The following is a 24031-nucleotide window of genomic DNA, read 5'->3' on the forward strand; positions in this document are numbered from 1 at the left end:
GCTTGGTCAGGATCGGGAATGCGGTCGGCGGATGGGTGGTCATGAGTGCGGGACGGATGAAACGGATCGGCATCGGGCTTGTCGGCATCGCCCTGGCCGGGACGCTCGCCTTCTTCGCCTGGCCCGGTCCGCCGCGTCCGGTGACGCCGGTGCCGCAGGTCAGCCTCGCGGAAGACGCCGGTTTTCAGGCGCGGTTGGTCGCGCCGCAGCCCGGCCTGACCGCCCTGACCGCCGAGGTGACGGGACGTGCTGCGGCCGATCCCTCGAGCGAAGGCTATCGCCACGAATGGCCGGGGTTCCATGCCTCGGCGCGGTTCGAAGGGACGGGTATCACCCTGCGCTTCGACGATGCGGTCAATCGCTGGCGGATCACGCTGGATGGCAAGGCGGTCGAGATCTCGCGCCCCGGGCGGCAGGACCTGCGGATCGAGGGGCTGGCTTTCGGCGCATACACCATTCGCGCCGAAAAGATCAGCGAATCGCCGGGACCGGCCCTGTTCGGCGGGTTCTTTCTTGACGCTTCGGCCAAGGCGCTGCCGCCTCCCGAGCCGGCCGAGCGGCTGATCGAGTTCATCGGCGATTCCGATACGGTGGGCTTCGCCAATACCGCCGAGCGCCGCGATTGCAGCGGAGAGGAGATCTATGCCGCCACCGATACCAGTCGCAGCTTCGGACCGCAGGTGGCGGCGGCCCTAGAGACGGATTACCGCATGATCGCCCGCTCGGGCATCGGGCTGTTGCGCAATTACGGCGGTGCCGAGCCGGATCGCACCATGGAGCGGCTCTATCCGCTCGCCCTGCCGGGGGACGCGACGGTGGCCGCCCTGCCCCAACGCCGGGCGGATGTCGTCGTCATCGCGCTCGGCTCGAACGTCTTCGGTTCCGAGCTGGCTCCGGGCGAGCCTTGGACGGAAAAGAGCCAATTGCGCCACGATTTCGGCCCGGCGCTGGCCGATTTCGCCGCCGCCCGCAGGCAGGAGAATCCCGCCGCCCTGATCGTGCTGCTGGCCTTCGGCGAATATGGCCCCGAACTGGTCGAGGCGCATCGCAGCGCCTCGGACATGCTGACCGCCCGCGGCATCGCCAACCGGCTGGTCGTTCTTGGCGACCCGAAACGCGATGCCTGCCTCTGGCACCCTTCCGCCCGCGACCATGCCATGATCGCGGAAACCCTGATCGAGGCGCTGAAGGCCCCGGATTCCGGCGGAGCGGACTGATCTGCCCTTGCACCCGCCGCCGTGCGACCCCACACTCGACCCGATCCCGCCTAGCCGAGCCGCCATGCATTCCCTCAGACCGATTCATAACCGCCTGCGTCGTCCTTTCGGTCTGGGTTATGTGGATTTCTTCGACACCGCCGTCGAGCGTTGGGAGATCTGCCCGGCCGAGGTGGTCGAGATCACGCCGGGCATCTGGCTGCCCGACCAGATCGAACATATCGCGCGCACCGAATTTGGCGACCTGCACGACATCCTGGCGCAGATGCAGGGCAATCCGGCCGAACAGACGCCGCCGACCATGGGCTACCGCTTTCGCGACGTCGATTTCGTCGATGGCGTGCTGCATGCCCGCGGGGCCGAACGCCACCTGCGCCAGCGCAAGCATTCCGGCCTGACCTATCGTCGCCCGCGCGAAAGCCTGTCGGGCACGCTTTACGAAAGCTGGATCGGCAATCGTTGGTTCGGCAACTGGCTCTTGAACGACTGCCTCGCCTATCGGCTGGCCGAGGAGACCGGCGCGCCCGTCACCTCCGCCCCGGTGCGGGGCGGCCATATCGCGCGCTACGAGCAATTGCTGGACATGACGCCCCGGCGCATCGGCGAGGTGCATTTCGACGAGCTGATCCTGTTCGACGACCTGCACAACAACAGCCACCGCCGCGCCCGCGCGCAAGAGAATCGCACCCGCATCCTCAAGGATCGCGCGTCGAAGCCCCTGCCCGGCGTCTTCATCTTCCGCGGCGCCAGCGGCGATGCCCGCATCCTGGAAAACGAGGCCGAGATCGCCGAGCGGCTGGAGGCCGAATACGGTTTCCACACGCTTTACATCGACCGCCACGATGCCGACGAACTGGCCGAGGCGGCCGGCGCGGCCCGGATGGTGGTGGGCGTCGAGGGCAGCCAGCTCGCCCATGGCGTCATCGCCATGGCGCCGGGCGGCACGGTGCTGACGCTTCAGCCGGCGGACCGGGTGACCACCTCGCTCAAGCTGCTGACGGATTGCTGGCAACAGCGTTACGCCATGGTCGTCGGCGCCGGGACCGCGGGCGGCTACCGGGTCGAATGGGACCAGATCCGGCGCACGCTGGACCTGATCGCGGCCGAAAATCCCTAAAACCCGTCCTAACAGTCAGGTTGAGTTTGCCGCGAGACAACGGAATATGGGGGCGGGCGACCTTTATTTCCCGCCGAAGTAATTAAACAAGTGCATGGTGATGTTCGAAACTCTCCGGGATGACTACGTAAGACACGGCCGTTCGCTGACCGAACCCGCCTTTGTCTCGTTGGCCGTCTATCGTTACGGCCATTGGGCCATCGGGCTGAAGAATCCGCCGCTGCGCTGGCTGGCCAGCAAGCTCTATGCGTTGATGAAGATCTTCATCCTGAACGTGACCAAGGTCTGGATTCCGCCGCAGGTGCGGCTTGGAAAAGATTTCCACATCATCCATGCCGAGGGCTCGCTGTCGATCCATCCCGACGTGGTGATCGGCGACCGCTGCGGGGTGATGCACAATGTCACCATCGGCACCAATATGGGGCCCGGCGCGCCGGTGATCGGCGACGACGTGTTCATCGGCGTCAACTCCTGCGTGCTGGGCCCGATCACCATCGGCGACCGGGTGCGGATCGGTGCCAATACCGCGGTGACGACCAATGTGCCGCCGGATTCGGTGGTGATCGGCTCGCCCGCCAAGATCTATCCCAGCCTGCCGATCTTTGCCGCCAGGAAGAAAGCCCCCGCCCATGAGTGACGATTTCGACCGCAGCATGTGGCGCCTGCTGGCCGACAACCTGCCCGCCCGTGCGGACAAGATCGCCGCCGTGGATCAGAGCCGCGCGGTCACCTATGCCGAGCTTGCGGCCGAGGCCGGGCGCGTGGCCGACTGGCTGGTCTCGCGCGGCATCCGGCCCGGTGACCGGGTGATCGTGCATCTGCGCAAGGGCATAGACGAGGTCGCGGCCATGTTCGGCGCCTGGAAGATGGGCGCCGTGGTCATCAACGTGAACATCCGCTGGACCCCTGCGCAGCTGGCCTACGTCGCCCGCGACAGCCGGGCGCGCGCGGCGGTCCTGCCCCGCAACGCGCTGGAGGCGCTTGTGGGCGAACATGCCTTGCCAAAGGGCACGGCCTATCTTGTTCAGGGCAAGGCCGAGGGCCTTGTCCAGGGCGCGGACCCCTGGGGGGCGCTTGCCGCCGACCAGGCTTCCGCGCCCGACGAATCCGACCCGCGCGGATTGGCGATGATCATCTACACCTCGGGCTCGACCGGCGCGCCCAAGGGGGTGATGCTCAGCCACCGCAACATCCGCGTGGGCGCCATCTCGGTCGCGGACTATCTGGGGCTGGACGAAAGCGACCGGCTGCTTTCGGTGCTGCCCTACAGTTTCGACGCCGGGCTGAACCAGCTGACCACCATGCTGCTGACGGGCGGGACGGTGGTGCACCAGCCGCTGACCATGCCGGCCGAGATCATCCGCATGGCCCAGGCCGAATCGGTGACGGGAATCGCCGGCGTGCCGCCCCTGTGGAACCAGATCGTGCGGCTGCTGGTGGACCGTCCGACCGACCTGCCGGCGCTGCGGCGCATCACCAATACCGGCGGCAAGATCCCCCCGAACATCCTGGAGCTGCTGCCGCAGGTATTCCCGGGCGTCGACATCTACCTGATGTATGGGCTGACCGAGGCCTTCCGCTCGACCTATCTGCCGCCCGAGAAATTCGCGGCCAAGATGGGCTCGATCGGCCGGCAGATCCCGAACGCGCAGGTCTTCGCCGTCAAGCATGGCGAGGGCGTGGCCGGTCCCGGCGAACAGGGCGAGCTGGTCCATGCCGGCCCGCTGGTCAGCATGGGCTATTGGGAAAAGCCCGAGGTGACGGCACAGAAGATCCGCCCCTGCCCCGAACTGGCGCATCTGCTGGGCGACGAGCCGGTGGTCTGGTCGGGCGATCTGGTGCGCGTCGACGAGGATGGCGACCTGTGGTTCGTCAGCCGCATGGACGAGATGATCAAGACGCTCGGCTTTCGCCTGTCGCCGACCGAGGTCGAGGATGCGATCTCGCAAAGCGGGCTGGTGACCGACGTGGTGGCCTTCGGGGTCGAGGATGCCGATCTGGGCCAGGCGGTTCACGCGGTCGTGACCTATCTGCCGCAGGCCGACGAAACTGCGCTGGCCACGCATTGCGCCCGGGCGATGCCGCATTACATGCGTCCCCAGCACTATCATTCCTGGCAAGGCGCAATGCCGCGGACCGCCAGCGGCAAGCTGGACCGCCCCGCCATCATTTCCGCCGCCAAGGCCGCATTGCAGAACTGACCAGAGAGGCATTGAATCCATGAGCCTGAGCAAGGACGAGCTGATCCGCTACATCCGCAGCGAGCTGAACATCGACACGCCGCTGGAGGGCGATACCGAGCTTTTCTCGACCGGAATGCTGGATTCGGTGGCGATGGTCGGGCTGATCTCCTTCGTCGAACAGCATGCGGGAATACGGGTGCAGCCGGGGGACGTGACGCTGGACAATTTCGACAGCGTGGACGCGATCCTCGCCTATGTGCAGTCCCTTGACTGACCTGGACCGGCAACTGGCCGAGGCCGCCGCGCGCTTCGGCACCCCGGCCTATGTCTATGCTACCGACGAGATCGAGGCCCGGCTCGCGCATCTGCGCGCGCATCTGGGGCACTGGTTCGCCGTCAGCTTCGCGGTCAAGAGCAACCCGAACCCGGACCTGCTGGACTGGATGCGGGGCCGGCTGGATTATCTCGACATCTCCTCGGGCGGCGAATTCGCGCTGAGCCAGGAGGCGGGCTGGGATGCGGCGAAGGTCAGCTTCACCGGCCCGGCCAAGCGCGATGCCGAGCTGCGCCCCGCCATCGCCGCCGGCCTGGGCGAATTGGTGCTGGAAAGCCTGCGCGAGGCGCGGCTGGCCGATGCCGTCGCCAGCGAACTGGGCCGGGTCCAGCCGGTGCTGATTCGCATCGCGCCGGCACGGGTGCCCAAGGGTTTCGGCGACCAGATGGCCGGCCGGCCCAGCCCCTTCGGCATCGATGTCGAGGACGCGGCCGAGATCCTGCCGCAGATCGCCGCCCTGCCGAACCTGCGCATCATCGGGCTGCACATTTACTCCGGCACGCAATGCCTCAAGCCCGAGGCGATCTGCGAGAACTGGCGCATCTTCATGCAGGTGTTTTCCGAAACCTGCGCGGCGCTGGACCTGAACCCCGAGAAGCTGATCTTCGGCGCCGGGCTGGGCATCCCCTACCACCCCGGCGACAGCGCGCTGGACCTCGCCGCCATCGCGGCCGAGATCGGCCCCGAACTCGACGCCTTCGCCGCGCATTTTCCCGCGACCCGGCTGGTGCTGGAACTGGGCCGCTATCTGGTCGGCCCGGCGGGCTGGTTCCTGACCCGCGTGGTCTCGGTCAAGCAGTCGCGCGGCACCCGAATCGCCATCTGCGACGGCGGGCTGAACGGCAACCTGGCGGCCTCGGGCAATTTCGGCATGGTGCTGCGGCGCAATTACGTCATGCACCGGGTCGGCGGCGACGAGAACGGCGCGCGGCCCGAGGAGAAGCAGGATATTTCCGGCCCGCTCTGCACCTCGATCGACAAGCTGGGCGGCGGCGTCGCCCTGCCGCGGCTGGAGGAAGGCGACCTGATCGCCATCCATGCCTGCGGCGCCTATGGGCCCACGGCCAGCCCGCTGCATTTCATCAGCCATCCCCTGCCGGCCGAGGTGCTGGTCACCGGCGGGCAGATGCGGGACGTGACGCGAATCCGGGACCGCTAGGCCCCGGCTCCGCGCCTCGCACGGCAGCGTGATAAAATATTCCTGATCTTGGATTTTTGCGTCGTTTTTCTCGACCGGGTCGGTTGTGTTTTCCAGGCCTGCGCGTCTATTATCGGCGCACAGCCCGAACCGGAAAAGGAACACGATGGTCGAACAGAACCTGTTGCTCTTGCTTGTTCTGACGCCATTCGTGTCGGCCGCCCTGGCGGCCACGCTTCCCATAGGGGCACGCAACGCCGAAGCCTGGCTGGCCGGGCTGACGATGATCGTCGCACTGGTGATCCTTGCCGTGCTCTACCCCGCCGTGACCGAGGGGCAGCACATCACCGGCACCTTCCGATGGGTCAGTTCCATCGGGCTTGACCTGACCTTCCGCATCGACGGCTTTTCCTGGCTGTTCATGGTGCTGGTGGTGGGGATCGGCTTCCTGGTCATCCTCTACGCGCGCTATTACATGTCGCCCGACGACCCGGTGCCGCGGCTTTATTCCTGCCTGCTGGCCTTTGCCGGCGCCATGTCGGGGCTGCTGCTGTCGGGCAACATCATCATGCTGGTGGTGTTCTGGGAGCTGACCAGCATCGTGTCGTTCCTGCTGATCGGCTATTGGTTCCAGCGGCAGGATGCGCGCGACGGGGCGCGGATGTCGCTGATCGTGACCGCCTCGGGCGGGCTGTGCCTGATGGTGGCGATGATCATCCTGGGCCAGATCGCCGGCAGCTACGAGCTGGACGCCGTGCTCAAGGCCGGGCCGCAGATCACCAGCCACCGCCTTTATCCCGTGGTGCTGATCCTGTTCGTGCTGGGCGCCTTCACCAAATCGGCGCAGTTTCCGTTCCATTTCTGGCTGCCCAACGCCATGGCGGCGCCGACACCGGTCTCGGCCTATCTGCATTCGGCGACCATGGTGAAGGCCGGGGTCTTCGTGCTGCTGCGCTTTCACCCGGCACTGGGGGGCACGGATGCCTGGTTCCAGATCGTCACCGGCATCGGCATGACCACGCTGCTGCTGGGGGCGGTGGTGGCGCTGTTCCGCCACGACCTCAAGGGCCTGCTGGCCTATTCCACCATCAGCCATCTGGGGCTCATCACCGCGCTGGCCGGGATCGGCAGCCCCTTCGCGCTGATCGCGGCGGTGTTCCACATCGTCAACCACGCGGTGTTCAAGGCCTCGCTGTTCATGGCTGCCGGCATCATCGACCACGAGACGGGCACCCGCGACATGCGCCGCCTGTCTGGCCTGGCGCGGGTGATGCCGGTCACGGCGACGCTGGCGATCATCGCCTCGGGCGCCATGGCCGGGGTGCCGCTGCTCAACGGGTTCCTGTCGAAGGAGATGTTCTTCGAGGCGACCTATGTCTGGAACAACGGCGGCTCGCTCGACAGTTTCGCGCCTTATGTCGCGGTGCTGGCCGGGGCGTTCAGCGCCGCCTATTCGCTGCGCTTCATCGTCACGGTGTTCTTCGGCCCGCCCGCCACCGACCTGCCGCAGGAACCGCACGAGCCGCCGCTGCTCATGCGCCTGCCCGTGGCGATCCTGGTGGCGATCTGCCTGGCGGTCGGCATGTTCCCGCAGCAGGTTCTGGGCACCTGGCTGCAAACCGCCAGCATGGCGGTGGTCGGTCCCGAGCTGCCGCATTTCAGCCTGAAGATCTGGCACGGCGTCAGCCCGCCGCTGATCATGAGCCTGATCGCCATGTCGCTGGGTACGCTGATCTATCTGCTGCCGCGCCGGCTGATCGATTCGGGCGAGGATGGCACCCGCCTGATGCGCCGGCTGGATTTCGCGCGCGGCTTCGACTGGCTGTTGCAGCTCCTCACCGTCAAGCTGCCGCGCTTTGCGCTGCGGGTGCTGTCGGCGCACGGGCTTCAGTCGCAGTTGCGCGCCATGGTGCTGTTGTCGCTGGCCGGGGCCTGGTTCGTGCTGCGCACGCTGGACTGGAACGTGCCGATGCCCGAGCTGGGCGCCAGCGAGCTGGTCTTTGCCCTGCTGTGGCTGGTCGGCGGCACCTGCGCCATCGGCGCCGCTTGGCAGGCCAAGTATCACCGTTTCGCGGCGCTGGTGCTGATGGGCGGCGCCGGGCTGGTGACCTGCGCGACCTTCGTCTGGCTGTCGGCCCCCGACCTGGCCGTGACCCAGCTTCTGGTCGAGATCGCCACCACCGCCCTGCTGCTGCTGGGCCTGCGCTGGCTGCCCAAGCGCGACGAGGAGATTCCCGGCGACAACAATCTGGTCGCCCGTTCGCGCCGCAGCCGCGACCTGCTGATCGCCCTGGCCTGCGGCTCGGGCATGACCGCGCTGGCGCTGGCGGTGCTGCTGACCGCGCCCGGCGCTTCGGTCGGCGACTGGTTCCTGCGCAACGCCTATGTCGAGGGCGGCGGAACCAATGTCGTCAACGTGATCCTGGTCGATTTCCGCGCCTTCGACACCTTCGGCGAGATCACCGTCCTGGCCATCGTCGGGCTGACGGTCTATGCGCTCTTGCGCCGCTTCCGCCCGGCGCCGGAAAGCGTCGAGCGACCGCGCCCGCAGCTCGACGCCGAGGAACAGGCGCTGGAAGCCTATCTCTTCGTGCCTTCGGTGCTGATGCAATGGATGTTCGCGCCGATCATCGCGCTGTCGGCCTATCTGTTCTTCCGCGGCCATGACCTGCCGGGCGGCGGCTTTGCCGCCGGCGTCACCCTGGCCGTCGGCCTGCTGCTGCAATATGTCGCCGCCAATGTGCGCTGGGTCGAGGCGCGGATCATCGTGCTGCCGGTGCGCTGGATGGCCTCGGGCCTGACCATCTCGGCGGCGGTCGGGGCCGGGTCCTGGATCTTCGGCTATCCCTTCCTCAGCGCGCATGCGCAATATCTGGACATTCCCGTCATCGGCAAGGTGCCCTTCTCGACCGCGATGCTGTTCGATTTCGGCGTGTTCTCGCTGGTGCTGGGCGCCATCGTGCTGATGCTGATCGCCATCGCCCACCAGTCGCTGCGCGTCGCCCCGCGCGCCCGCGCGGTCGAAACCAGCGAGGAGACAAGCTGATGGAACTGATCCTGGCCCTTGCCATCGGCATCCTGGTCGGCTCCGGCGTCTGGCTGCTGCTGCGCCCGCGCTCCTATCAGGTCATCATCGGCCTGTGCCTGCTGGCCTATGGCGTGAACCTGTTCATCTTTGCCATGGGCCGGCTTTACGTCGGCGCGGCGCCGATCATGCCCAAGGGCGGCTTCGTCGATCCGACCGCCTATGCCGACCCGCTGCCGCAGGCGCTGGTGCTGACCGCCATCGTCATCAGCTTTGCCACCACGGCGCTGTTCCTCGTCCTGATGATCGCCGCACGCGGCGCCACGGGCACCGACCATGTCGATGGCAAGGAGCGTCATTCATGATGAACGACGGCACCATGCCCGACCATCTGATGATCGCGCCGATCCTGATCCCGCTGGTGGCGGGGGCGATCATGCTGTTCTACAACGACCGCAACCGGCAGATCAAACTGATCATGGGGCTGGTGGCGGTCGGGCTGACCTTCCTGGCCTCGGTCGAGCTGATGTCGGACGTGAAATCCGCGACCGAGCAGGGCGGCACCGTGGTCGGCCTCTACCGGCTGGGCGACTGGCCGGTGCCGATCGGCATCGTGCTGGTGCTGGACCGGCTTTCAGCGATGATGGTGATGCTGACCGCCCTGCTGGCCGCGCCCTCGCTGATCTATGCGGCGGCCGGCTGGCACGGCAAGGGCCAGCATTACCACAGCATGTTCCAGTTCCTGCTGGCCGGGGTCAACGGCTCGTTCCTGACCGGCGACCTGTTCAATCTCTTTGTCTTTTTCGAGGTGATGCTGGCGGCCTCCTACGGGCTGATGCTGCATGGCTCGGGCCCCGAGCGGATCAAGGCCGGGCTGCATTACCTGGCGGTGAACCTAGCGGCCTCGCTGTTCTTCCTGATCGGGGTGGCGCTGGTCTATGGCACCACCGGCACGCTGAACATGGCCGATATCGCCCGGGCCCTGCACTGGCTCGACGATGCCGAGCGGCTGCTGTTCCATGCCGCCGCCACCTTCCTGGGCCTGGCCTTCCTGATCAAGGCGGCGGCCTGGCCGCTGTGCTTCTGGCTGCCGCCGACCTATGGCACCGCCTCGCCGCCGGCCGCCGCGATCATGGCGATCATGACCAAGGTCGGCATCTATGTCATCCTGCGGCTGTCGCTTCTGGTGCTGGGACCGGATGCCGGCGCCTCGGCAGGGTTCGGCGCCCCGGTGCTGATGATCGGCGGCGTGCTGACCATGGCATTCGGCATGATCGGCATCCTCGGCACGCCGGAACTGGCGCGCAAGGGCGGCTATCTGGCGATCATCTCCTCGGGCACGGTCCTGGCCTCGATCGGCTTCGCCCAGGCCGGCGGCGGCAGCTCGATGCTGGGCGGGGCGCTTTACTACATGGTGGGCTCGACCGCCGCCATCTCGGCCTTCTTCCTGATCGCCGAGCCGGTCACCCGCAACGACCTGGGCGACGACGACGTCCCGGTCGAGGATGACGGCTTCGACCCGCTCTCGGAACGCTGGACGCCGATGGGCCTCGGCACGGTCGAGGACACCAGCGCCCCGGCCAGCCAGCGCACCGTGAGCTGGCTGACCATGTCGATCTGCTTCGGGCTGGTCGCGGCGATGATCGCCGGCCTGCCGCCGATGCCGGGCTTCATCGGCAAGCTGGCCATCCTGCGCGGTGCGATCGAGGATAACCTGCCCACCTCGGGCCATCTGCCGGTGATCCTCTGGGCCTATGCCGCCATGCTGATCCTGTCGGGCCTGGGGGCGCTGATCTCGCTGATGCGCTTCGGCATCCGCCGCTTCTGGGCCGAGGAAGGCCCGACGCCGCGCATCCTGGCGCTCGAGGTGGTGCCGGTGGTCATGCTGCTGGGCATGATCGGCTTGCAGACCGTGCGCTCGGACGCGCTGCTCGGCTATACCAACGCCACGGCCAGCGCGCTGCTGGAGCCCGGCGTCTATCGCAGGGCGGTGCTGGCCGAGGCGCAGGATGTGCGCGCCGCGCCCGTGCAAAGCTTTGCCCCCGATCCCCAGCCCGAGAACGGGCAGGAACCGGAGGCGCAAGAATGAGCCGGCTTGTCCCCCATCCCTTGCTTTCGGCTGCGCTGGTGGTGATGTGGCTGTTTCTGACCGCCTTTACCCTGGGCCATCTGCTGCTCGGCACGCTGATCGCGCTGGGGGCGGGCTGGTCGGTCGAGCACCTGCACCCGCCGAAGCCGGTGTTCCGGCGCTGGCTGGCGATTCCGAAGCTGATGGCGATCGTGGCGGTGGACATCCTGCGCTCGAATATCACGGTGGCGCGGGTGCTTGTCCTGGGGCCCGACCATCCGAAATACCATTCGGGTTTCGTCGAACTGACCCTGCGCATGCGCGATCCCAATGCCATCGCGGTTCTGGCGATCATCCTGACCGGCACGCCCGGCACCGCCTGGATCGAGTTCGACCAGGAGGAGAGCCGGCTTCTGCTGCATGTCCTCGACCTGCGCAGCGATGACGACTGGCAGAGCCTGATCCGCGACCGCTATGAGACGCTGCTCATGGAGATATTCGAATGACGGCCGATATCCTGCGTTTCGCCCTGGGCTATGCCCAGATCGCCCTGATCCTGGCGCTGGCGCTGGCCTGCTGGCGCATGCTGCGGGGTCCGCGCGCGCAGGATCGGGTACTGGGGCTGGACACCATGTATATCAACGCCATGCTGCTGTTTCTGGTCATCGGCATGGGCAACGGCAATGTCTTCTTCTTCGAGGGCGCGCTGGTCATCGCCGTGCTGGGCTTCGTCACCACGGTCTGCGCGGCCAAGTTCCTGATGCGCGGCGAGGTGATCGAATGACGCATCTGGAGCAACTGCCGCCCTGGGCCGCGATCATCGTCGCGCTGTTCGTGGCGATCGGGGCCACGCTGACCCTGCTGGGCGGGGTCGGGCTGGTGCGGCTGAAAAGCTTCTACCAGCGCCTGCACGCGCCGACCCTGGGCTACAGCTACGGCACGCTGCTCATCATCCTGGCCTCGATGCTGCTGTTTTCGCTGAGCGAGAAGCGGCCGGTGGTGCATGAGCTGATGATCGGCATCTTCATCATGATCACCACGCCGATCACGCTGCTGATGCTGGGCCGGGCGGCGCTGCGCCGCGACCGCGACCGCAAGCTGGGCCATGACGAGGTAGTGCCGCCCCGCAACCGCGCGGAACCGCCCACCGAAGCGGAAACCGAGGATCCGCAGCCCTAGCGCGATTCCGCCAGCACCTGCCGCAGCAGGGCGGAATCGACCGCATCGGTGACGAAAGCCCGGCCGATGCCATGCGCCAGCACGAAGCGCAGCTTGCCGTCCTGCACCTTCTTGTCCTGAGCCATCAGCTCGATCAGCGCCTCGTCATCCGGCAGATCGCCCGGGATGTCGCGGATGCGCGCCGGCATGCCCATGGCGGCGAAATGCGCCGCCACCCGCGACGGCGCCTCCTGGCTGCACAGGCCCATCCGCGCGGACAGCTCGAAAGCCAGGGCGCAACCGATGGCCACGCCTTCGCCATGCAGCAGCCGGTCGGAATAGCCGGTGGCCGATTCCAGCGCATGGCCGAAGGTATGGCCCAGGTTCAGAAGCGCGCGCTCGCCCTGCTCGGTCTCGTCGCGCTGCACGATGCCGGCCTTCATCTCGACCGAATGGCGCACGGCGCGCTGGCGCAGCGCCGGATCCTTCGCCAGCGCCGTGGCATTGGCCTCGAGCCATTCGAAGAAGCTCTCGTCGCCCAGCAGCCCGTATTTCGCCACTTCGCCATAGCCGGCGCGGAAATCGCGCGGCCCCAACGTGGTCAGCACGTCGATATCGGCCAGCACCAGCGCCGGCTGGTGAAAGGCACCGATCAGGTTCTTGCCCTGCGGGCTGTTGATGCCGGTCTTGCCGCCGACCGAGCTGTCCACCTGCGCCAGCAGCGTGGTGGGGATCTGCACGAAGCGCACGCCGCGGCGCAGGATCGCGGCGGCAAAACCCGCCAGGTCGCCGATCACCCCGCCGCCAAGCGCGATCACCAGGTCCTTGCGCTCGATCCTCTGCGCCAGCAGCCATTCCACGGCGCGGCCCAGCTCGGCCCAGCATTTCGTCGCCTCGCCCGCGGGCAAGGCCAGCGCCGGCGCCTCGATCCCCTGCCGGGCCAGCGCCTCGCGCAGCGCCGGCAGGTGCAGCGCCGCCACCGTCTCGTCGGTCAGGATGGCGACGCGGCGCCGGCCGGCCAGCGCGACGATCTCCTCGCCCGCCCGCGCCAGCAGGCCCTGGCCGATGCGCACGTCATAGGAACGCGCGCCCAGATCAACGTGAACGGTGTCGATGCTCATTTGCCCTCCAGGATCGCCGGATCATGCGTGCGGATCGCGTCCAGCACGCGATCCGCCGTCTGTTCGATGCTGTCGCCGCGCTGCGCCGGCACGCGGATATCGGCCAGCGCATAGACCGGGCTGCGCTCGGCCAGCAGCCGCTCCAGCGTGCCCCGCGGGTCGGGGGTCTGGAGCAGCGGCCGCGTCGGGCGGTGTCGGACGCGGTGCCAGAGCGTCTCCAGATCGCAGTCCAGCCAGACCGAGACGCCCTCCTCGCCGATGCGGGCGCGGTTCTCGGGACGCAGCCAGGCGCCGCCGCCGGTCGAGACGATGCCCCGCCCCGAGGCCAGCACCCGATTCAGCACCTCCGATTCGCGGGCGCGAAAGAATTCCTCGCCGTCGCGGGCAAAGATTTCCGGGATGGTCATCGCGGCGGCGCGCTCGATCTCGGCATCGGTATCCGAGAACGGCCTGCGCAACCGGCGTGCGAGTTCGCCCCCGATCGCGGTCTTACCCGCCCCCATCATCCCGATCAGCACGATGTTACGCCGCATCACCACCCGGATCCCGCCTCTTGCAACCGGAGAGACTGATGGCGTGATCTTTCGGGAAATGCCATATATATTTCGCACCAGCCGGCGACAGACCGGCATTGCATGCATATCGAGGCGGAAGGGGCATTTCATGCGGCTTTTGAAGGTGGTGGTGGTTCTGGTCATCCTGATTCTGGCGGGCCTTGCCGGCTATGCCTATTTCGGCGACATGACCTCGGACCCGCGCGAGATGCGGATGCCGGTCGAGCTGGACCTGGGCGCGGAACGCCCGGCGCCGGCTACGACCGCTGCCCAGATCGCCCCGACCACAACCCCAGAAGACAATGGCGCCGTCCAGCCCGCCCCGGCGGCCGGCGGCGCGGAAGCGGGGCAGAATGACCTCGACTGACGGTCTCGGCCTGGCCTGCGCCCTGGCGGCGGGGCTGGCGCTTGCCCTGCCGGCCGGCGCCAAGCCGCCGCTTTCCGCCAGCGACTGGCTGTCGGGCAGCGTGCAGGAGCCCGACAACATCTCGTCCTGGCGGCCCGGCGACCCACGCCCGCCCGAGCTCAAGCGCCGGGCTAAGCGCGACATCGCCCCCACCGGCGCGGTCGAGCCGGTCGGTGTCACCCGGCTGGGCGAGGGCAATCCCGATGGCAAGGGCACGGTCTCGCCGCGCGCCGCGGGACTGCCGGCGGATCTGTGGGGCGACAGCGAGGCGGCAGTTCTGGTGCGGCTGATCCGCAGCTCGAACCCGCGCCTGCCGGCGTTGCGGCGGCTGGAGCGGCGGCTGCTGGCCGCGCAGCTCCGCCCCCCGCGGACCGAAGCCGGGCAGGAAGGCGCGCTGTTCCTGGCCCGGGTGGACAAGCTTCTGGACATGGGTGCCACCGGCGCCGCCAAGGAACTGCTGAAGGCCGCCGGCCCCGGCGACCCCGAGCGGTTTCGGCGCCTGTTCGACATCGCCCTGCTTTCCGGCGACGAGGCCCAGGCCTGCGAGATCATGGACCGCACTCCCGGCGTCGCGCCCAGCTTTCCGGCGCGCATCTTCTGCCTGGCGCTTGGCGGCGACTGGGCAGCGGCGGCGCTGGTCTTTCACGGCGCCCAGACCATGGGACGGATCGATCCGCAGATGACCGAGTTGCTGGCGCAATATCTGGACGACGGCTATTCCGACGGCGCCGAGGAACTGGTTCCGCCGCCGGTGGTCACGCCGCTGGAACTGCGCCTGCACGAGGCGATCGGCCAGCCCCTGCCCTCCTCCAGCCTGCCGCTGGCCTTTGCCCTGGCCGATCTGGACCAGAACGAGGGCTGGAAGGCCCGGCTGGACGCGGCCGAGCGGCTGGCGCGGGCAGGCGCGATCCCCGCCTCGCAGCTGCGGATGATCTATCTGGAACAGAAGCCTGCCGCCTCGGGCGGGGTCTGGGACCGCGCCGCCGCCGTGCAGGCGCTGGCCGATGCGCTGCTGCTGCGCGATGCGGCTGCCGTAGCGCAAACGCTGCCGCCCGCCTTCGACGCCATGGTCGCGGCCGGGCTTGGCCCCGCCTTGGCCGATATGGTCGGGGCCGAGGTCGGCGCCCTGGGGCTGGAAGGCCGCGCCGGCCGGATCGCGCTTTGGCTGGCCCTGCAAGCCGCGCAACCGCAGGTGGTGCAGGACCCGCCCGCCGATGCCGCGCCCTTCGACCTGTGGCTCTTGCGCTTTGCCGAGGGCGAGCCGCAATCCGCTCCGCCGCCGGGCGAGGGCGAGCCGCTTGCGGCCGAGATTTTCCCGGCCTTCCTCGGCCCTTCGGAAAAGAACCTGCCGCAAGGCGCGACGCAGTTGATCCTGGCCGGCCGACGGGGCGAGGCACTGCTTGCCGCCATCGCCGATGTCGATGCCGGGCTGGACGGCGACCTGCCGCGCGCGGCGCAAGGCCTGCGCGTGCTGCGCGTGCTGGGCCAGCAGGAGATCGCACGCCAGGCCGCGGTAGAACTGATCCTGGCCCCGGCGATGACGCCCGCACCGGGCGCCGGCATGCCGTGAGCGGCGACCGGCAGAACGACCGGGGCCGGATCTCGGCCTTTCTCGACGCCCAGGCGGCCGAGGCGGGAGCGGCGCGCAACACGCTTCTGGCCTATGGCCGCGACCTGCGGGATTTCATCGACTGGCTGGCGGCGCGGGGCGAAAGCCTGCTGACCGTCCCGCGCGAGGGGATCGAGGATTACCTGTCCTATTGCGACGCGCAGGGCCTGTCGCGGGCCACGCGGGCGCGGCGGCTCTCGGCGATCCGGCAGCTCATGCGCTTCGCGCTCGACGAAAACTGGCGCGAGGACGACCCTGCCGGCCGCATCAGCGGCCCGGGCCGGGTGCAGCGCCTGCCGAAAGTCCTGGACCGGGCCGAGGTGCAGGCCATGCTGGATGCCCTGTCCCGCATCGGCCGCAACGAGACCGAGCGCGCCCGCAACCTGGCGCTGGTCGAGCTGATCTATGCCACCGGCATGCGGGTGAGCGAGCTGGTCTCGCTGCCCGTCGGCGCCTGCCGCGGCGATCCGGCGCTGCTGCTCATCCGCGGCAAGGGCGGCAAGGAGCGCATGGTGCCGCTGAGCGATCCCGCCCGCCGGGCGCTGGCCGCCTGGCTGAAGCAGCGCGACAATGCGCCCGCCGAAAGCCCGCTGGGCCGGCTGGTCGCGGGCAAGGGCGCGCGCTGGCTGTTTCCCGCCGCCTCGCGCGAGGGGCACATGACCCGGCAGGCGATGAACGCCCTGCTGGGCCAGCTGGCGCTGGCGGCGGGCATCGACCCGGCCCGCGTCTCGCCGCATGTGATCCGCCATGCCTTTGCCACGCATCTGCTGGAAGGCGGCGCCGATCTGCGGGCGATCCAGACGCTGCTGGGCCATGCCGATCTGGGCACGACCGAGATCTATACCCATGTCATGGACACCCGGATGCGCGATCTGGTGCTGAACCACCATCCCCTGGCCAATGCCCATCGCACCGACAAGAAGTCATGATCCCGCCGACCGTCCCGGACCCGACGCCCGCCCATGACCCGGCCTTCTGGCTGCTGGGCGCGGCGATCCTGCTGCTTCTGGCGCTTGCCGCCTTCTTCTCGGGCTCCGAGACGGCGCTGAACGCGGCAAGCCGCAGCAAGCTGCGCGCCCGCGCCGACAAGGGCGACCTGCGGGCGGCCGAGGCGCTGGAGGCCATCGAGGACAGCGAAAACCTGAACGGCGCCATCCTTGTCGGCAACACTCTGGTCAAGATCCTGGCCGCCAGCCTTGCCGCGGCGCTTGGCCTGCGCCTGTCCGGCTGGAGCGGGGCGGCGCTGGCGGTGCTGGTCCTGGCGCTTCTGCTGCTGGTGCTGGCCGAGGTGCTGCCCCGCACCCTGGCCCGCCTTGCCCCCGAGGAGACGGCATGCCGCGTCGCGCGGCCGCTGGGCGCCCTGGCCCGCATCCTTGCGCCCGCGGTCTGGACGGTGCGGCTGGTCGCGCGCGGCCTTCTGGCGCCTTTCGGCATCCGCGCCGGCCATGCGGGTCCGGTGTTCTCGGTGCAGGACGAGATCGCCGACGCCTTGGCCGTAGCCGAGTCCAGCGGCGCCGTGCAGAAAGAGGAGCGCGACCGGCTGATGGGTGCGCTGGACCTGGGCGAGCGCTCGGTCGAGGAGGTCATGCTGCACCGTTCGGGCATCGCGATGATCGACGCCGACCTGACTGCCGAGGAGGTGCTGGACCTGGTGCTGAAAAGCCCGCATACCCGCCTGCCGGTGTTTCGCGGCGAGCGCGAGAACGTCATCGGCGTGATCCATGCCAAGGATCTGCTGCGCGGCGTGCGCCGGGCGCTTCAGGAAAGCGGTCCCGAGGCGCTGCACGATTTCGACGTGCTCGGCACCGCCATGCCGCCCTATTTCGTGCCCGAGACCACGCCGCTGGACGAGCAGATGCGCGAATTCCTCAAGCGGCGGACGCATTTCGCGCTGGTGGTGGACGAATATGGCAGCCTGCGCGGGCTCATCACGCTCGAGGATATCCTGGAGGAGATCGTCGGCGAGATCACCGACGAGCACGACATGGACGCCGCGCAGTCGCTGCTGCCCGGACCGCAGGGCGATTACCTGGTCGAAGGCACCATGACCATCCGCGACCTGAACCGGGCACTGGACTGGTCGCTGCCCGATGACGAGGCCAATACCGTCGCCGGGCTGGTGATCCACATGGCCCAGTCGATCCCGGCGCCGGGCCAGGTCTTCTCGTTCCATGGCTATCGTTTCGAGGTGCTGGCGCGGCGGGAAAACCGCATCACCCGGCTGCGCATCCGCCCGCTGGAGACGCCGCCGCCGGGCGAGACCGCCGCCGATCAGTGATCGGCCATGCCGGCGGCGCGCTTGGCCTCCTCGACGCTGCCGCCGGTGCCGTTGAAGAAGGCGTTCAGCGCCACCGCCGCGATGGTGGCCAGCAGGATGCCCGATTCGACCAGCGGGTGGATGGCATGCGGCATCCATTGCTTGAAGTCCGGCGCGACCAGCGGGATCATCCCGAAACCCAGCGCCACCGCAACCACGAACAGGTTGTTGCGGTTGCCGGCGAAATCCACCGTCGAGAGGATGCGGATCCCCGTCGCCGCCACCATGCCGAACATCACGAGGCCCGCGCCGCCCAGCACCGGGGTCGGCAGCGATTCCACCGCCGCGCCCATCTTGGGCACCAGCCCGAACAGGATCAGGATCAGCCCGCCGGCAACGCAGATATAGCGGCTCTTGATGCCGGTGACGCCGACAAGGCCGACATTCTGGCTGAACGAGGTATAGGGAAAGGTGTTGAAGATGCCGCCGATCAGCGTGCCAAGGCCGTCGGTGCGCAGCCCGGCGGTCAGGCGCTGCGGCGTGACCTCGCGCCCGGTCATCTCACCCAGGGCCAGGAACATGCCGGTCGATTCGATCATCACCACGATCATCACCAGCACCATGGTCACGATCAGCACCGGGTCGAAGATCGGCATGCCGAAATGGAAGGGGGTGACGATGCCGAACCAATGCGCCTCGGCCACCTTCTCGAAGGTCATCTGGCCCAGGGCGATGGTCAGCGCCGCGCCGATCAGCATGCCCAGAAGCACCGCGATATTGGCGATGAAGCCGCGGCCGAAACGCGCGATCAGCAGGATCGCCACCAGCACCACGCCCGAGATGGCGATATTCACCGGCTGGGCGTAAAGCGGGTTCTGCACGCTGGGCGCGGGTGCGAAACCTTCTGGCAGCGCCGGCACCGCACCGGTCCCGGCCAGTTCCTTGAGCTGGTTCAGCCAGCCCATCGCCACCGGGTCCACCACCTTGGGTGCGGTCGGACCGACCGGGTTGCCGAAGATCCAGTTGATCCCCACCCGCATCAGCGTGACGCCGATCACCAGGATGATGGTGCCGGTGACCAGCGGCGGAAAGAATCTCAGCATCCGCCCGACGAAGGGCGCGATGAGCATGGCCACGATGCCCGCGCCGATGATGGCGCCGAAGATCATCCGCGCGCCCTCCGGTCCCGGATAGGCATTGGCCATGGCGACCATCGGCCCGACCGAGGCGAAGGTCACCCCCATCATCACCGGCAATTGGATGCCGAACCAGCGCGTCATGCCCAGCGACTGGATGATGGTGGCGATGCCGCAGCAGAACAGGTCGGCCGAGATCAGGAAAGCCACGTCCTCGGGCGAAAGCCTTAGCGCCCGGCCGACGATCAGCGGCACGGCGACCGCCCCGGCATACATGACCAGAACATGCTGCAAGCCCAGAGTCGTCATGCGCAGCGGCGGCAGGATCTCGTCGACCGGATCGACCGCGGGTGTGGCGACTTTGGCCATGATGCCCCCCATTGGTGCCGAAAATCGTTGCTTTTCCTGAAAGATTGCGACGGCGCCGGGGGTTTGGCAAATGCTTTATGACGATCGCGTGATCAGGCGGTGCGCGTGCCCTGGGATACGGCCCCTGCCCGCTCGCCGGCCTTGATCTGCCTGCGCGACATGCGGCGCAGGGTTTCGGTCAGCGGCAATCCCGGCCAGGCCGCCTCGGCCGCGCGCAGATGCGCCTTGGACCTTGCGCCGTCCTCCGCCTCGGCCGCGCGCAGGGCTGCGGACAGCTGCAACAGCGGCTGGTCGGGCGCCAGCGCCAGCGCCGCATCCAGCCAGCGCCAGCCGGCCTTGCGATTGCCGGCGGCGAAACAGGCATCGGCCAGCCGCTTGCGGGTCATCACCTGATCGGGCCGGGCCGCGTCCAGCCAGTGCAAAAGCGCGAAGGCCCGGTTCAGCCGGCCATGCAGCCGCAGGACCGAGGCGCAAAAGCCCAGCCACGCCTCATCCTTGCCCTCAAGCGCGGGATTGCCGCCCTTGGCCAGCGCCGCCTCGATCCGCGCCAGGCGGCCGGCCACGGGGCCCAGCTTGCGCGGCAGATCGGGCCAGAGCAGCAATTCGCGCTGCTGCCCCGGATCGCGGACGAATTCCGACCAGTCGATCCGCAACACCCAAAGCGGCAGAACCTTGCCCTTGCCGCGTTCCCGGTTGGGCTGGGCATGGACCGGCAGCAGGCCGGGCGCAAAGCCGAGCGCAAGCGCCGCCGCGCCACCCTCTCGCATCAGCCGATGCGCCAGCGCCGGCATGATCGGCCCCTCGGCCGCGCGCCCGGCAAAGATCATGTCCAGAAAACCCGCCTCCAGGCCGGGATCGGTCCCATCCGCCTCCCCGCCCTCTCCGCCGGAGATCAGCAGCACCTGCCGGCATTGCGGCTTGTCGCGGTTGCGCATCAGCGGCGCCTCCAGCCCCTGCTGCGCCAATTCCCGGGCCTGCCGCCGGCAACCCGAGGACCAGGCCAGCAGCGCAAGCTCGCGATAGAGAAAGGGAAACCGCTCCAGCAACTCGTCCCGCCCCGCCAGCGCATCGACCAGTTCCTCGCCACGCCCGCGGCCGGCGGCATGGCGCGCGGCATAGCTCACGCTCTGCGCCAGATCGCCGGGTGCGAAGAAACTGTCCGGCCGCGCGATCACCCGGTCCAGCAGCGCGTCATAGGCCGCAAGCCGCAGATCGACGGGCAGCGCGGCCGGCAGGGCCACGATGCGGCAATGCCCGATCATCGCCGCCGCGCGCGAGAAGGCGCTGTGGCTCGGCGCCCCCACCTCGGCGCAGCCGGCCATCAGCAGCAGCTCCAGCAGGTCGCGCTCGGCCACCGACAGGGCCCCGGGGTCCAGCAGTTCCTGCACCGGCAGGATGCGCGGATCACCCTGGCGCAGGTGCCCGACCGCCGCGGGCGTGTCGGAAAAGGCGATCACCGGCCCCTGCGCCTGCGCAACGAAGGCGCGGAAGAATTCGTCGGGCACATATTTCGACGCCCAGGAGGAATAGGACCAGGGATCGCCGTCCAGAATGTCGCCGCGCCGGACATGGATGGCCAGCGGCTGGCCACCGCCCGCCTGCGCCAGGATGCCGCGTGCCCGCTCCAGCGCCCGGGCCAAGCGCGGGGACAGCGCCAGTTCGGCGGCGGCGGCGCGCAGGCCGGCCGCAGCTTCGGCCTCGGATTCGTCCATGAAGCGGACGACCTCGGACATGCTGTCGCATTCGTAGCGCCGGCCCTCGGCCAGGGCGCGGGCGAAACCGGCGCTGTTCATGCCGGGCGCCACGGCGGGCAGGTTGCGCAGGCCGGCCCGGTCGGGCGCCCCGTCCACGATGTCGATATGCGCCGCCACGAACTCCGGGGCCAGGAAATCGCGCGGATCGAGCAGCTCGGGATAGGGTCCGCCGGGCTGGGACAGCCAGAGATAGCGCCCCGTGACGTCGAACTTGCGCGACAGGCGCATGACGTTGAGCAGGCAGATCAGCCGCGCACCGATCCGATCCTGCCGGAAGCCGATGATGGCCTGTTCCTTCCTCATGCGAAACCGTCCCTCCGATCCCCTTGCGGCTTGCAACCGCCCGCCCTCCTGCCTATCAGGACGTGCCGCCATACAACAGCACGGAAACCCCGATATGGACATCGCCGCCCGCCGCAAGGCCGATCCCGCCCACTGGCGCCTCGCCACCGCGATCCGCGCCCTTTCCATGGACGCCGTCGAGGCCGCGAATTCGGGCCATCCCGGCATGCCGATGGGCATGGCCGACGTCGCCACGGTCCTGTTCCGCAACCACCTGAAATTCGACGCCGCCGCGCCGAACTGGTTCGACCGCGACCGTTTCGTGCTGTCGGCCGGCCACGGCTCGATGCTGATCTATTCGCTGCTCTACCTGACCGGCTACGAGCAGATGTCGATCGACCAGATCCGCAACTTCCGGCAATGGGGCTCGATCACTGCCGGCCATCCGGAATTCGGCCATGCCGAGGGCATCGAGACCACGACCGGCCCGCTGGGCCAGGGCATCGCCACCGCCGTCGGCTTCGCCATCGCCGAAGAGGCGATGCGCGCCCAGTTCGGCGAGACGCTGTGCAGCCACAAGACCTGGGTCATCGCCGGCGACGGCTGCCTGATGGAGGGCATCAGCCAGGAGGCCGTCGGCCTGGCCGGCCACCAGAAGCTCAAGAACCTGATCGTCCTTTGGGACAATAACGACATCACCATCGACGGCCGGGTGTCGCTGTCGGATTCGACCGACCAGCTCAAGCGGTTCGAAGCCTCGGGATGGCGGACGCTTTCCTGCGACGGCCACGACCCGGCCGATATCGAGCGCGCACTGGCGAATGCCGCCAGCGGTCAGGACGACCGCCCGGTGCTGGTCGCCTGCAAGACCATCATCGGCTACGGCGCGCCGAACAAGCAGGACAGCTCGGGCGTGCACGGCTCGGCGCTGGGGGCGGCGGAAATCGTCGCCGCGCGCGAGGTGCTGGGCTGGGATTCGCCCGCCTTCGTCATCCCCGAGGACATCCTGGCCGACTGGCGCGCCATCGGCGCCCGCGGCCGGGCCGAGCGCGAGGCCTGGGCCGCCCGCGTCGATGCGGCCGAGAACCGCGACGAATTCGCCCGCCGCATCTCGGGCGGCGTCAGCGACCGGCTGGCGCCCACCATCGCGGCGCTCAAGGAACAGGCGCTGGCCAGCAAGCCCAAGGTCGCGACCCGCAAGGCCAGCGAGATGGTGCTCGAGGTGGTGAACCCCGAACTGCCCGAGACGCTGGGCGGCTCGGCCGACCTGACCGGCTCGAACAACACCAAGACCAAGGATCTGGGCATCTTCACGCCGGAAAACCGCAAGGGCCGCTATATCCATTACGGCATCCGCGAGCACGGCATGGCGGCGGCGATGAACGGCATCTGGCTGCATGGCGGGCTGCGCCCCTATGGCGGCACCTTCATGTGCTTCACCGACTATGCGCGCGGCGCGATGCGGCTTTCGGCGCTGATGGGCCTGCCGGTGACCTATGTCATGACCCATGATTCCATCGGCCTGGGCGAGGACGGCCCGACCCACCAGCCGGTCGAGCACCTGGCGATCTGCCGCGCCACGCCCAACACGCTGACCCTGCGCCCCTGCGACCTGATCGAGACCGCCGAGGCCTGGGAAATCGCGCTGTCGAGCGAATCGACCCCGACGGTCATGGCGCTGTCGCGCCAGAACCTGCCGCTGCTGCGCGAGGATGCGGGGGCTGAGAACCTCTCGGCCAAGGGCGCCTATGTGCTGCGCGAGGCTGGCGCCGCGCCCAAGGTGATCCTGCTGGCCTCGGGCTCCGAGGTCGAGATCGCCGTCGCCGCCCGTGAGGCGCTGGAGGCCGAAGGCGTGCCCACCCGCGTCGTCTCGGTGCCGTCGATGGAGCTGTTCCGCGACCAGGACACCGAATACCGCCGGCAGGTCCTGCCGGCCGGCACCGTGCGCGTCGCCATCGAGGCCGCCGTGCGCCAGCCCTGGGACTGGCTGCTCCTGGGCGAGCGCGGGCGCGAGGAAACCTCGGGCTTCATCGGCATGACCGGCTTCGGCGCCTCGGCCCCGGCACCGGTGCTCTACAAGGAGTTCGGCATCACCGCCGAGGCCGCCGTCGCCGAGGCCCGCCGCCTGCTGGGCTGATCCAGACGCCGGGCCGCCCCGCCAAGGGCGCGGCCCGCATCTTCTTCATTCCTCGAATACCCATGCGGGGGCGCCCGGCTCGCCCGGTTTTCACCGTTTCCCAAATACTCATGCGACGGCACCCCGGGGGCGCACCGGCCCGCCCCCAGGCGCCCAGGCCCAAGGA

General features: G+C 68.6%; 21 protein-coding genes. 17 read left to right on the plus strand and 4 right to left on the minus strand.

The window, feature by feature from the left end:
- The first annotated feature begins 41 nt into the window (after positions 1-41).
- From AQY21_RS00730 to mnhG, 12 genes are all read left to right on the plus strand, one after another.
- Positions 42-1217 (plus strand): SGNH/GDSL hydrolase family protein, encoded by a 1176-nt coding sequence (locus AQY21_RS00730; protein WP_058095992.1) that lies wholly within the window; start codon positions 42-44, stop codon positions 1215-1217.
- A gap of 121 nt (positions 1218-1338) precedes the next feature.
- Positions 1339-2334, plus strand: a complete 996-nt coding sequence (locus tag AQY21_RS00735) for a glycosyltransferase family 61 protein (RefSeq protein WP_238986656.1) — start codon at positions 1339-1341, stop codon at positions 2332-2334.
- Positions 2335-2434: 100 nt separating this feature from the next.
- Positions 2435-2971 carry a serine O-acetyltransferase gene (locus tag AQY21_RS00740; protein ID WP_238986657.1) on the plus strand — a complete coding sequence of 179 codons (537 nt, stop codon included), beginning with the start codon at positions 2435-2437 and terminating at the stop codon, positions 2969-2971.
- Positions 2964-4535 (plus strand): AMP-binding protein, encoded by a 1572-nt coding sequence (locus AQY21_RS00745; protein ID WP_058095995.1) that lies wholly within the window; start codon positions 2964-2966, stop codon positions 4533-4535. Before AQY21_RS00740 ends, AQY21_RS00745 begins: the two co-directional genes overlap by 8 nt.
- 19 nt (positions 4536-4554) lie before the next feature.
- Positions 4555-4791 (plus strand): acyl carrier protein, encoded by a 237-nt coding sequence (locus tag AQY21_RS00750; protein ID WP_058095996.1) that lies wholly within the window; start codon positions 4555-4557, stop codon positions 4789-4791.
- Positions 4784-6010 (plus strand): type III PLP-dependent enzyme, encoded by a 1227-nt coding sequence (locus AQY21_RS00755; RefSeq protein WP_238986658.1) that lies wholly within the window; start codon positions 4784-4786, stop codon positions 6008-6010. Before AQY21_RS00750 ends, AQY21_RS00755 begins: the two co-directional genes overlap by 8 nt.
- Positions 6011-6155: 145 nt before the next feature.
- Positions 6156-9035, plus strand: coding sequence for a monovalent cation/H+ antiporter subunit A (locus tag AQY21_RS00760; RefSeq protein WP_058095998.1), 2880 nt, complete (start codon positions 6156-6158; stop codon positions 9033-9035).
- Complete coding sequence (locus tag AQY21_RS00765) at positions 9035-9379, plus strand: Na+/H+ antiporter subunit C (RefSeq protein WP_058095999.1); 345 nt, start codon at positions 9035-9037, stop codon at positions 9377-9379. Before AQY21_RS00760 ends, AQY21_RS00765 begins: the two co-directional genes overlap by 1 nt.
- A complete protein-coding gene (locus tag AQY21_RS00770; RefSeq protein ID WP_058096034.1) occupies positions 9379-11103 on the plus strand; it encodes a monovalent cation/H+ antiporter subunit D in 1725 nt (574 codons plus the stop codon). The genes AQY21_RS00765 and AQY21_RS00770 overlap by 1 nt, the downstream gene beginning before the upstream one ends.
- Entirely contained in the window at positions 11100-11588 is a 489-nt protein-coding gene (locus AQY21_RS00775) for a Na+/H+ antiporter subunit E (protein WP_058096000.1), read from the plus strand. Before AQY21_RS00770 ends, AQY21_RS00775 begins: the two co-directional genes overlap by 4 nt.
- Positions 11585-11866 (plus strand): K+/H+ antiporter subunit F, encoded by a 282-nt coding sequence (locus AQY21_RS00780; protein ID WP_058096001.1) that lies wholly within the window; start codon positions 11585-11587, stop codon positions 11864-11866. Before AQY21_RS00775 ends, AQY21_RS00780 begins: the two co-directional genes overlap by 4 nt.
- Entirely contained in the window at positions 11863-12261 is a 399-nt protein-coding gene (mnhG, locus tag AQY21_RS00785; protein WP_058096002.1) for a monovalent cation/H(+) antiporter subunit G, read from the plus strand. The genes AQY21_RS00780 and mnhG overlap by 4 nt, the downstream gene beginning before the upstream one ends.
- Here mnhG and aroB read toward each other — a convergent pair.
- Together aroB and AQY21_RS00795 are read right to left on the minus strand one after the other, a co-directional pair.
- Positions 12258-13361 carry a 3-dehydroquinate synthase gene (gene aroB / locus AQY21_RS00790; protein ID WP_058096003.1) on the minus strand — a complete coding sequence of 368 codons (1104 nt, stop codon included), beginning with the start codon at positions 13359-13361 and terminating at the stop codon, positions 12258-12260. The genes mnhG and aroB overlap by 4 nt on opposite strands.
- Positions 13358-13894 carry a shikimate kinase gene (locus tag AQY21_RS00795; protein WP_058096004.1) on the minus strand — a complete coding sequence of 179 codons (537 nt, stop codon included), beginning with the start codon at positions 13892-13894 and terminating at the stop codon, positions 13358-13360. Before AQY21_RS00795 ends, aroB begins: the two co-directional genes overlap by 4 nt.
- A gap of 130 nt (positions 13895-14024) precedes the next feature.
- On the opposite strand from AQY21_RS00795, the gene AQY21_RS00800 reads away from it, so the two are divergent.
- From AQY21_RS00800 to AQY21_RS00815, 4 genes are read left to right on the plus strand one after another with little or no spacing between them, the layout of a single operon-like run.
- Complete coding sequence (locus AQY21_RS00800) at positions 14025-14282, plus strand: hypothetical protein (RefSeq protein ID WP_058096005.1); 258 nt, start codon at positions 14025-14027, stop codon at positions 14280-14282.
- A complete protein-coding gene (locus AQY21_RS00805) occupies positions 14269-15891 on the plus strand; it encodes a hypothetical protein (protein WP_058096006.1) in 1623 nt (540 codons plus the stop codon). Before AQY21_RS00800 ends, AQY21_RS00805 begins: the two co-directional genes overlap by 14 nt.
- Positions 15888-16859 (plus strand): tyrosine recombinase, encoded by a 972-nt coding sequence (locus AQY21_RS00810; protein WP_058096007.1) that lies wholly within the window; start codon positions 15888-15890, stop codon positions 16857-16859. The genes AQY21_RS00805 and AQY21_RS00810 overlap by 4 nt, the downstream gene beginning before the upstream one ends.
- Positions 16856-18208 (plus strand): HlyC/CorC family transporter, encoded by a 1353-nt coding sequence (locus tag AQY21_RS00815; RefSeq protein ID WP_058096008.1) that lies wholly within the window; start codon positions 16856-16858, stop codon positions 18206-18208. The genes AQY21_RS00810 and AQY21_RS00815 overlap by 4 nt, the downstream gene beginning before the upstream one ends.
- Here AQY21_RS00815 and AQY21_RS00820 read toward each other — a convergent pair.
- Both AQY21_RS00820 and AQY21_RS00825 read right to left on the minus strand, forming a co-directional pair.
- Complete coding sequence (locus AQY21_RS00820) at positions 18202-19692, minus strand: nucleobase:cation symporter-2 family protein (RefSeq protein WP_058096035.1); 1491 nt, start codon at positions 19690-19692, stop codon at positions 18202-18204. The genes AQY21_RS00815 and AQY21_RS00820 overlap by 7 nt on opposite strands.
- Positions 19693-19784: 92 nt before the next feature.
- Positions 19785-21749 carry a hypothetical protein gene (locus AQY21_RS00825; protein ID WP_058096009.1) on the minus strand — a complete coding sequence of 655 codons (1965 nt, stop codon included), beginning with the start codon at positions 21747-21749 and terminating at the stop codon, positions 19785-19787.
- Between the two features lie 94 nt (positions 21750-21843).
- Here AQY21_RS00825 and tkt point away from each other — a divergent pair, with 94 nt between their 5' ends.
- The gene (tkt, locus tag AQY21_RS00830; protein ID WP_058096010.1) at positions 21844-23865 is read left to right on the plus strand and encodes a transketolase; all 2022 of its coding nucleotides are present in this window, start codon (positions 21844-21846) and stop codon (positions 23863-23865) included.
- Positions 23866-24031: the final 166 nt, after the last annotated feature.

It is taken from the genome of Paracoccus sp. MKU1 (genome assembly GCF_001447385.1).
Lineage (GTDB): Bacteria > Pseudomonadota > Alphaproteobacteria > Rhodobacterales > Rhodobacteraceae > Paracoccus.

Excerpts from the sequence above, each read along its gene's own strand:
- AQY21_RS00800 (WP_058096005.1), top strand. The coding sequence starts at position 14,025 with ATGCGGCTTTTGAAGGTGGTGGTGGTTCTGGTCATCCTGATTCTGGCG.
- mnhG (WP_058096002.1), top strand. The coding sequence starts at position 11,863 with ATGACGCATCTGGAGCAACTGCCGCCCTGGGCCGCGATCATCGTCGCG.
- AQY21_RS00770 (WP_058096034.1), top strand. The coding sequence starts at position 9,379 with ATGAACGACGGCACCATGCCCGACCATCTGATGATCGCGCCGATCCTG.
- AQY21_RS00780 (WP_058096001.1), top strand. The coding sequence starts at position 11,585 with ATGACGGCCGATATCCTGCGTTTCGCCCTGGGCTATGCCCAGATCGCC.
- AQY21_RS00765 (WP_058095999.1), top strand. The coding sequence starts at position 9,035 with ATGGAACTGATCCTGGCCCTTGCCATCGGCATCCTGGTCGGCTCCGGC.
- AQY21_RS00825 (WP_058096009.1), bottom strand. The coding sequence starts at position 21,749 with ATGAGGAAGGAACAGGCCATCATCGGCTTCCGGCAGGATCGGATCGGT.
- AQY21_RS00820 (WP_058096035.1), bottom strand. The coding sequence starts at position 19,692 with ATGGCCAAAGTCGCCACACCCGCGGTCGATCCGGTCGACGAGATCCTG.
- tkt (WP_058096010.1), top strand. The coding sequence starts at position 21,844 with ATGGACATCGCCGCCCGCCGCAAGGCCGATCCCGCCCACTGGCGCCTC.
- aroB (WP_058096003.1), bottom strand. The coding sequence starts at position 13,361 with ATGAGCATCGACACCGTTCACGTTGATCTGGGCGCGCGTTCCTATGAC.
- AQY21_RS00750 (WP_058095996.1), top strand. The coding sequence starts at position 4,555 with ATGAGCCTGAGCAAGGACGAGCTGATCCGCTACATCCGCAGCGAGCTG.
- AQY21_RS00740 (WP_238986657.1), top strand. The coding sequence starts at position 2,435 with ATGTTCGAAACTCTCCGGGATGACTACGTAAGACACGGCCGTTCGCTG.
- AQY21_RS00760 (WP_058095998.1), top strand. The coding sequence starts at position 6,156 with ATGGTCGAACAGAACCTGTTGCTCTTGCTTGTTCTGACGCCATTCGTG.
- AQY21_RS00745 (WP_058095995.1), top strand. The coding sequence starts at position 2,964 with ATGAGTGACGATTTCGACCGCAGCATGTGGCGCCTGCTGGCCGACAAC.
- AQY21_RS00795 (WP_058096004.1), bottom strand. The coding sequence starts at position 13,894 with ATGCGGCGTAACATCGTGCTGATCGGGATGATGGGGGCGGGTAAGACC.
- AQY21_RS00815 (WP_058096008.1), top strand. The coding sequence starts at position 16,856 with ATGATCCCGCCGACCGTCCCGGACCCGACGCCCGCCCATGACCCGGCC.
- AQY21_RS00805 (WP_058096006.1), top strand. The coding sequence starts at position 14,269 with ATGACCTCGACTGACGGTCTCGGCCTGGCCTGCGCCCTGGCGGCGGGG.
- AQY21_RS00730 (WP_058095992.1), top strand. The coding sequence starts at position 42 with ATGAGTGCGGGACGGATGAAACGGATCGGCATCGGGCTTGTCGGCATC.
- AQY21_RS00775 (WP_058096000.1), top strand. The coding sequence starts at position 11,100 with ATGAGCCGGCTTGTCCCCCATCCCTTGCTTTCGGCTGCGCTGGTGGTG.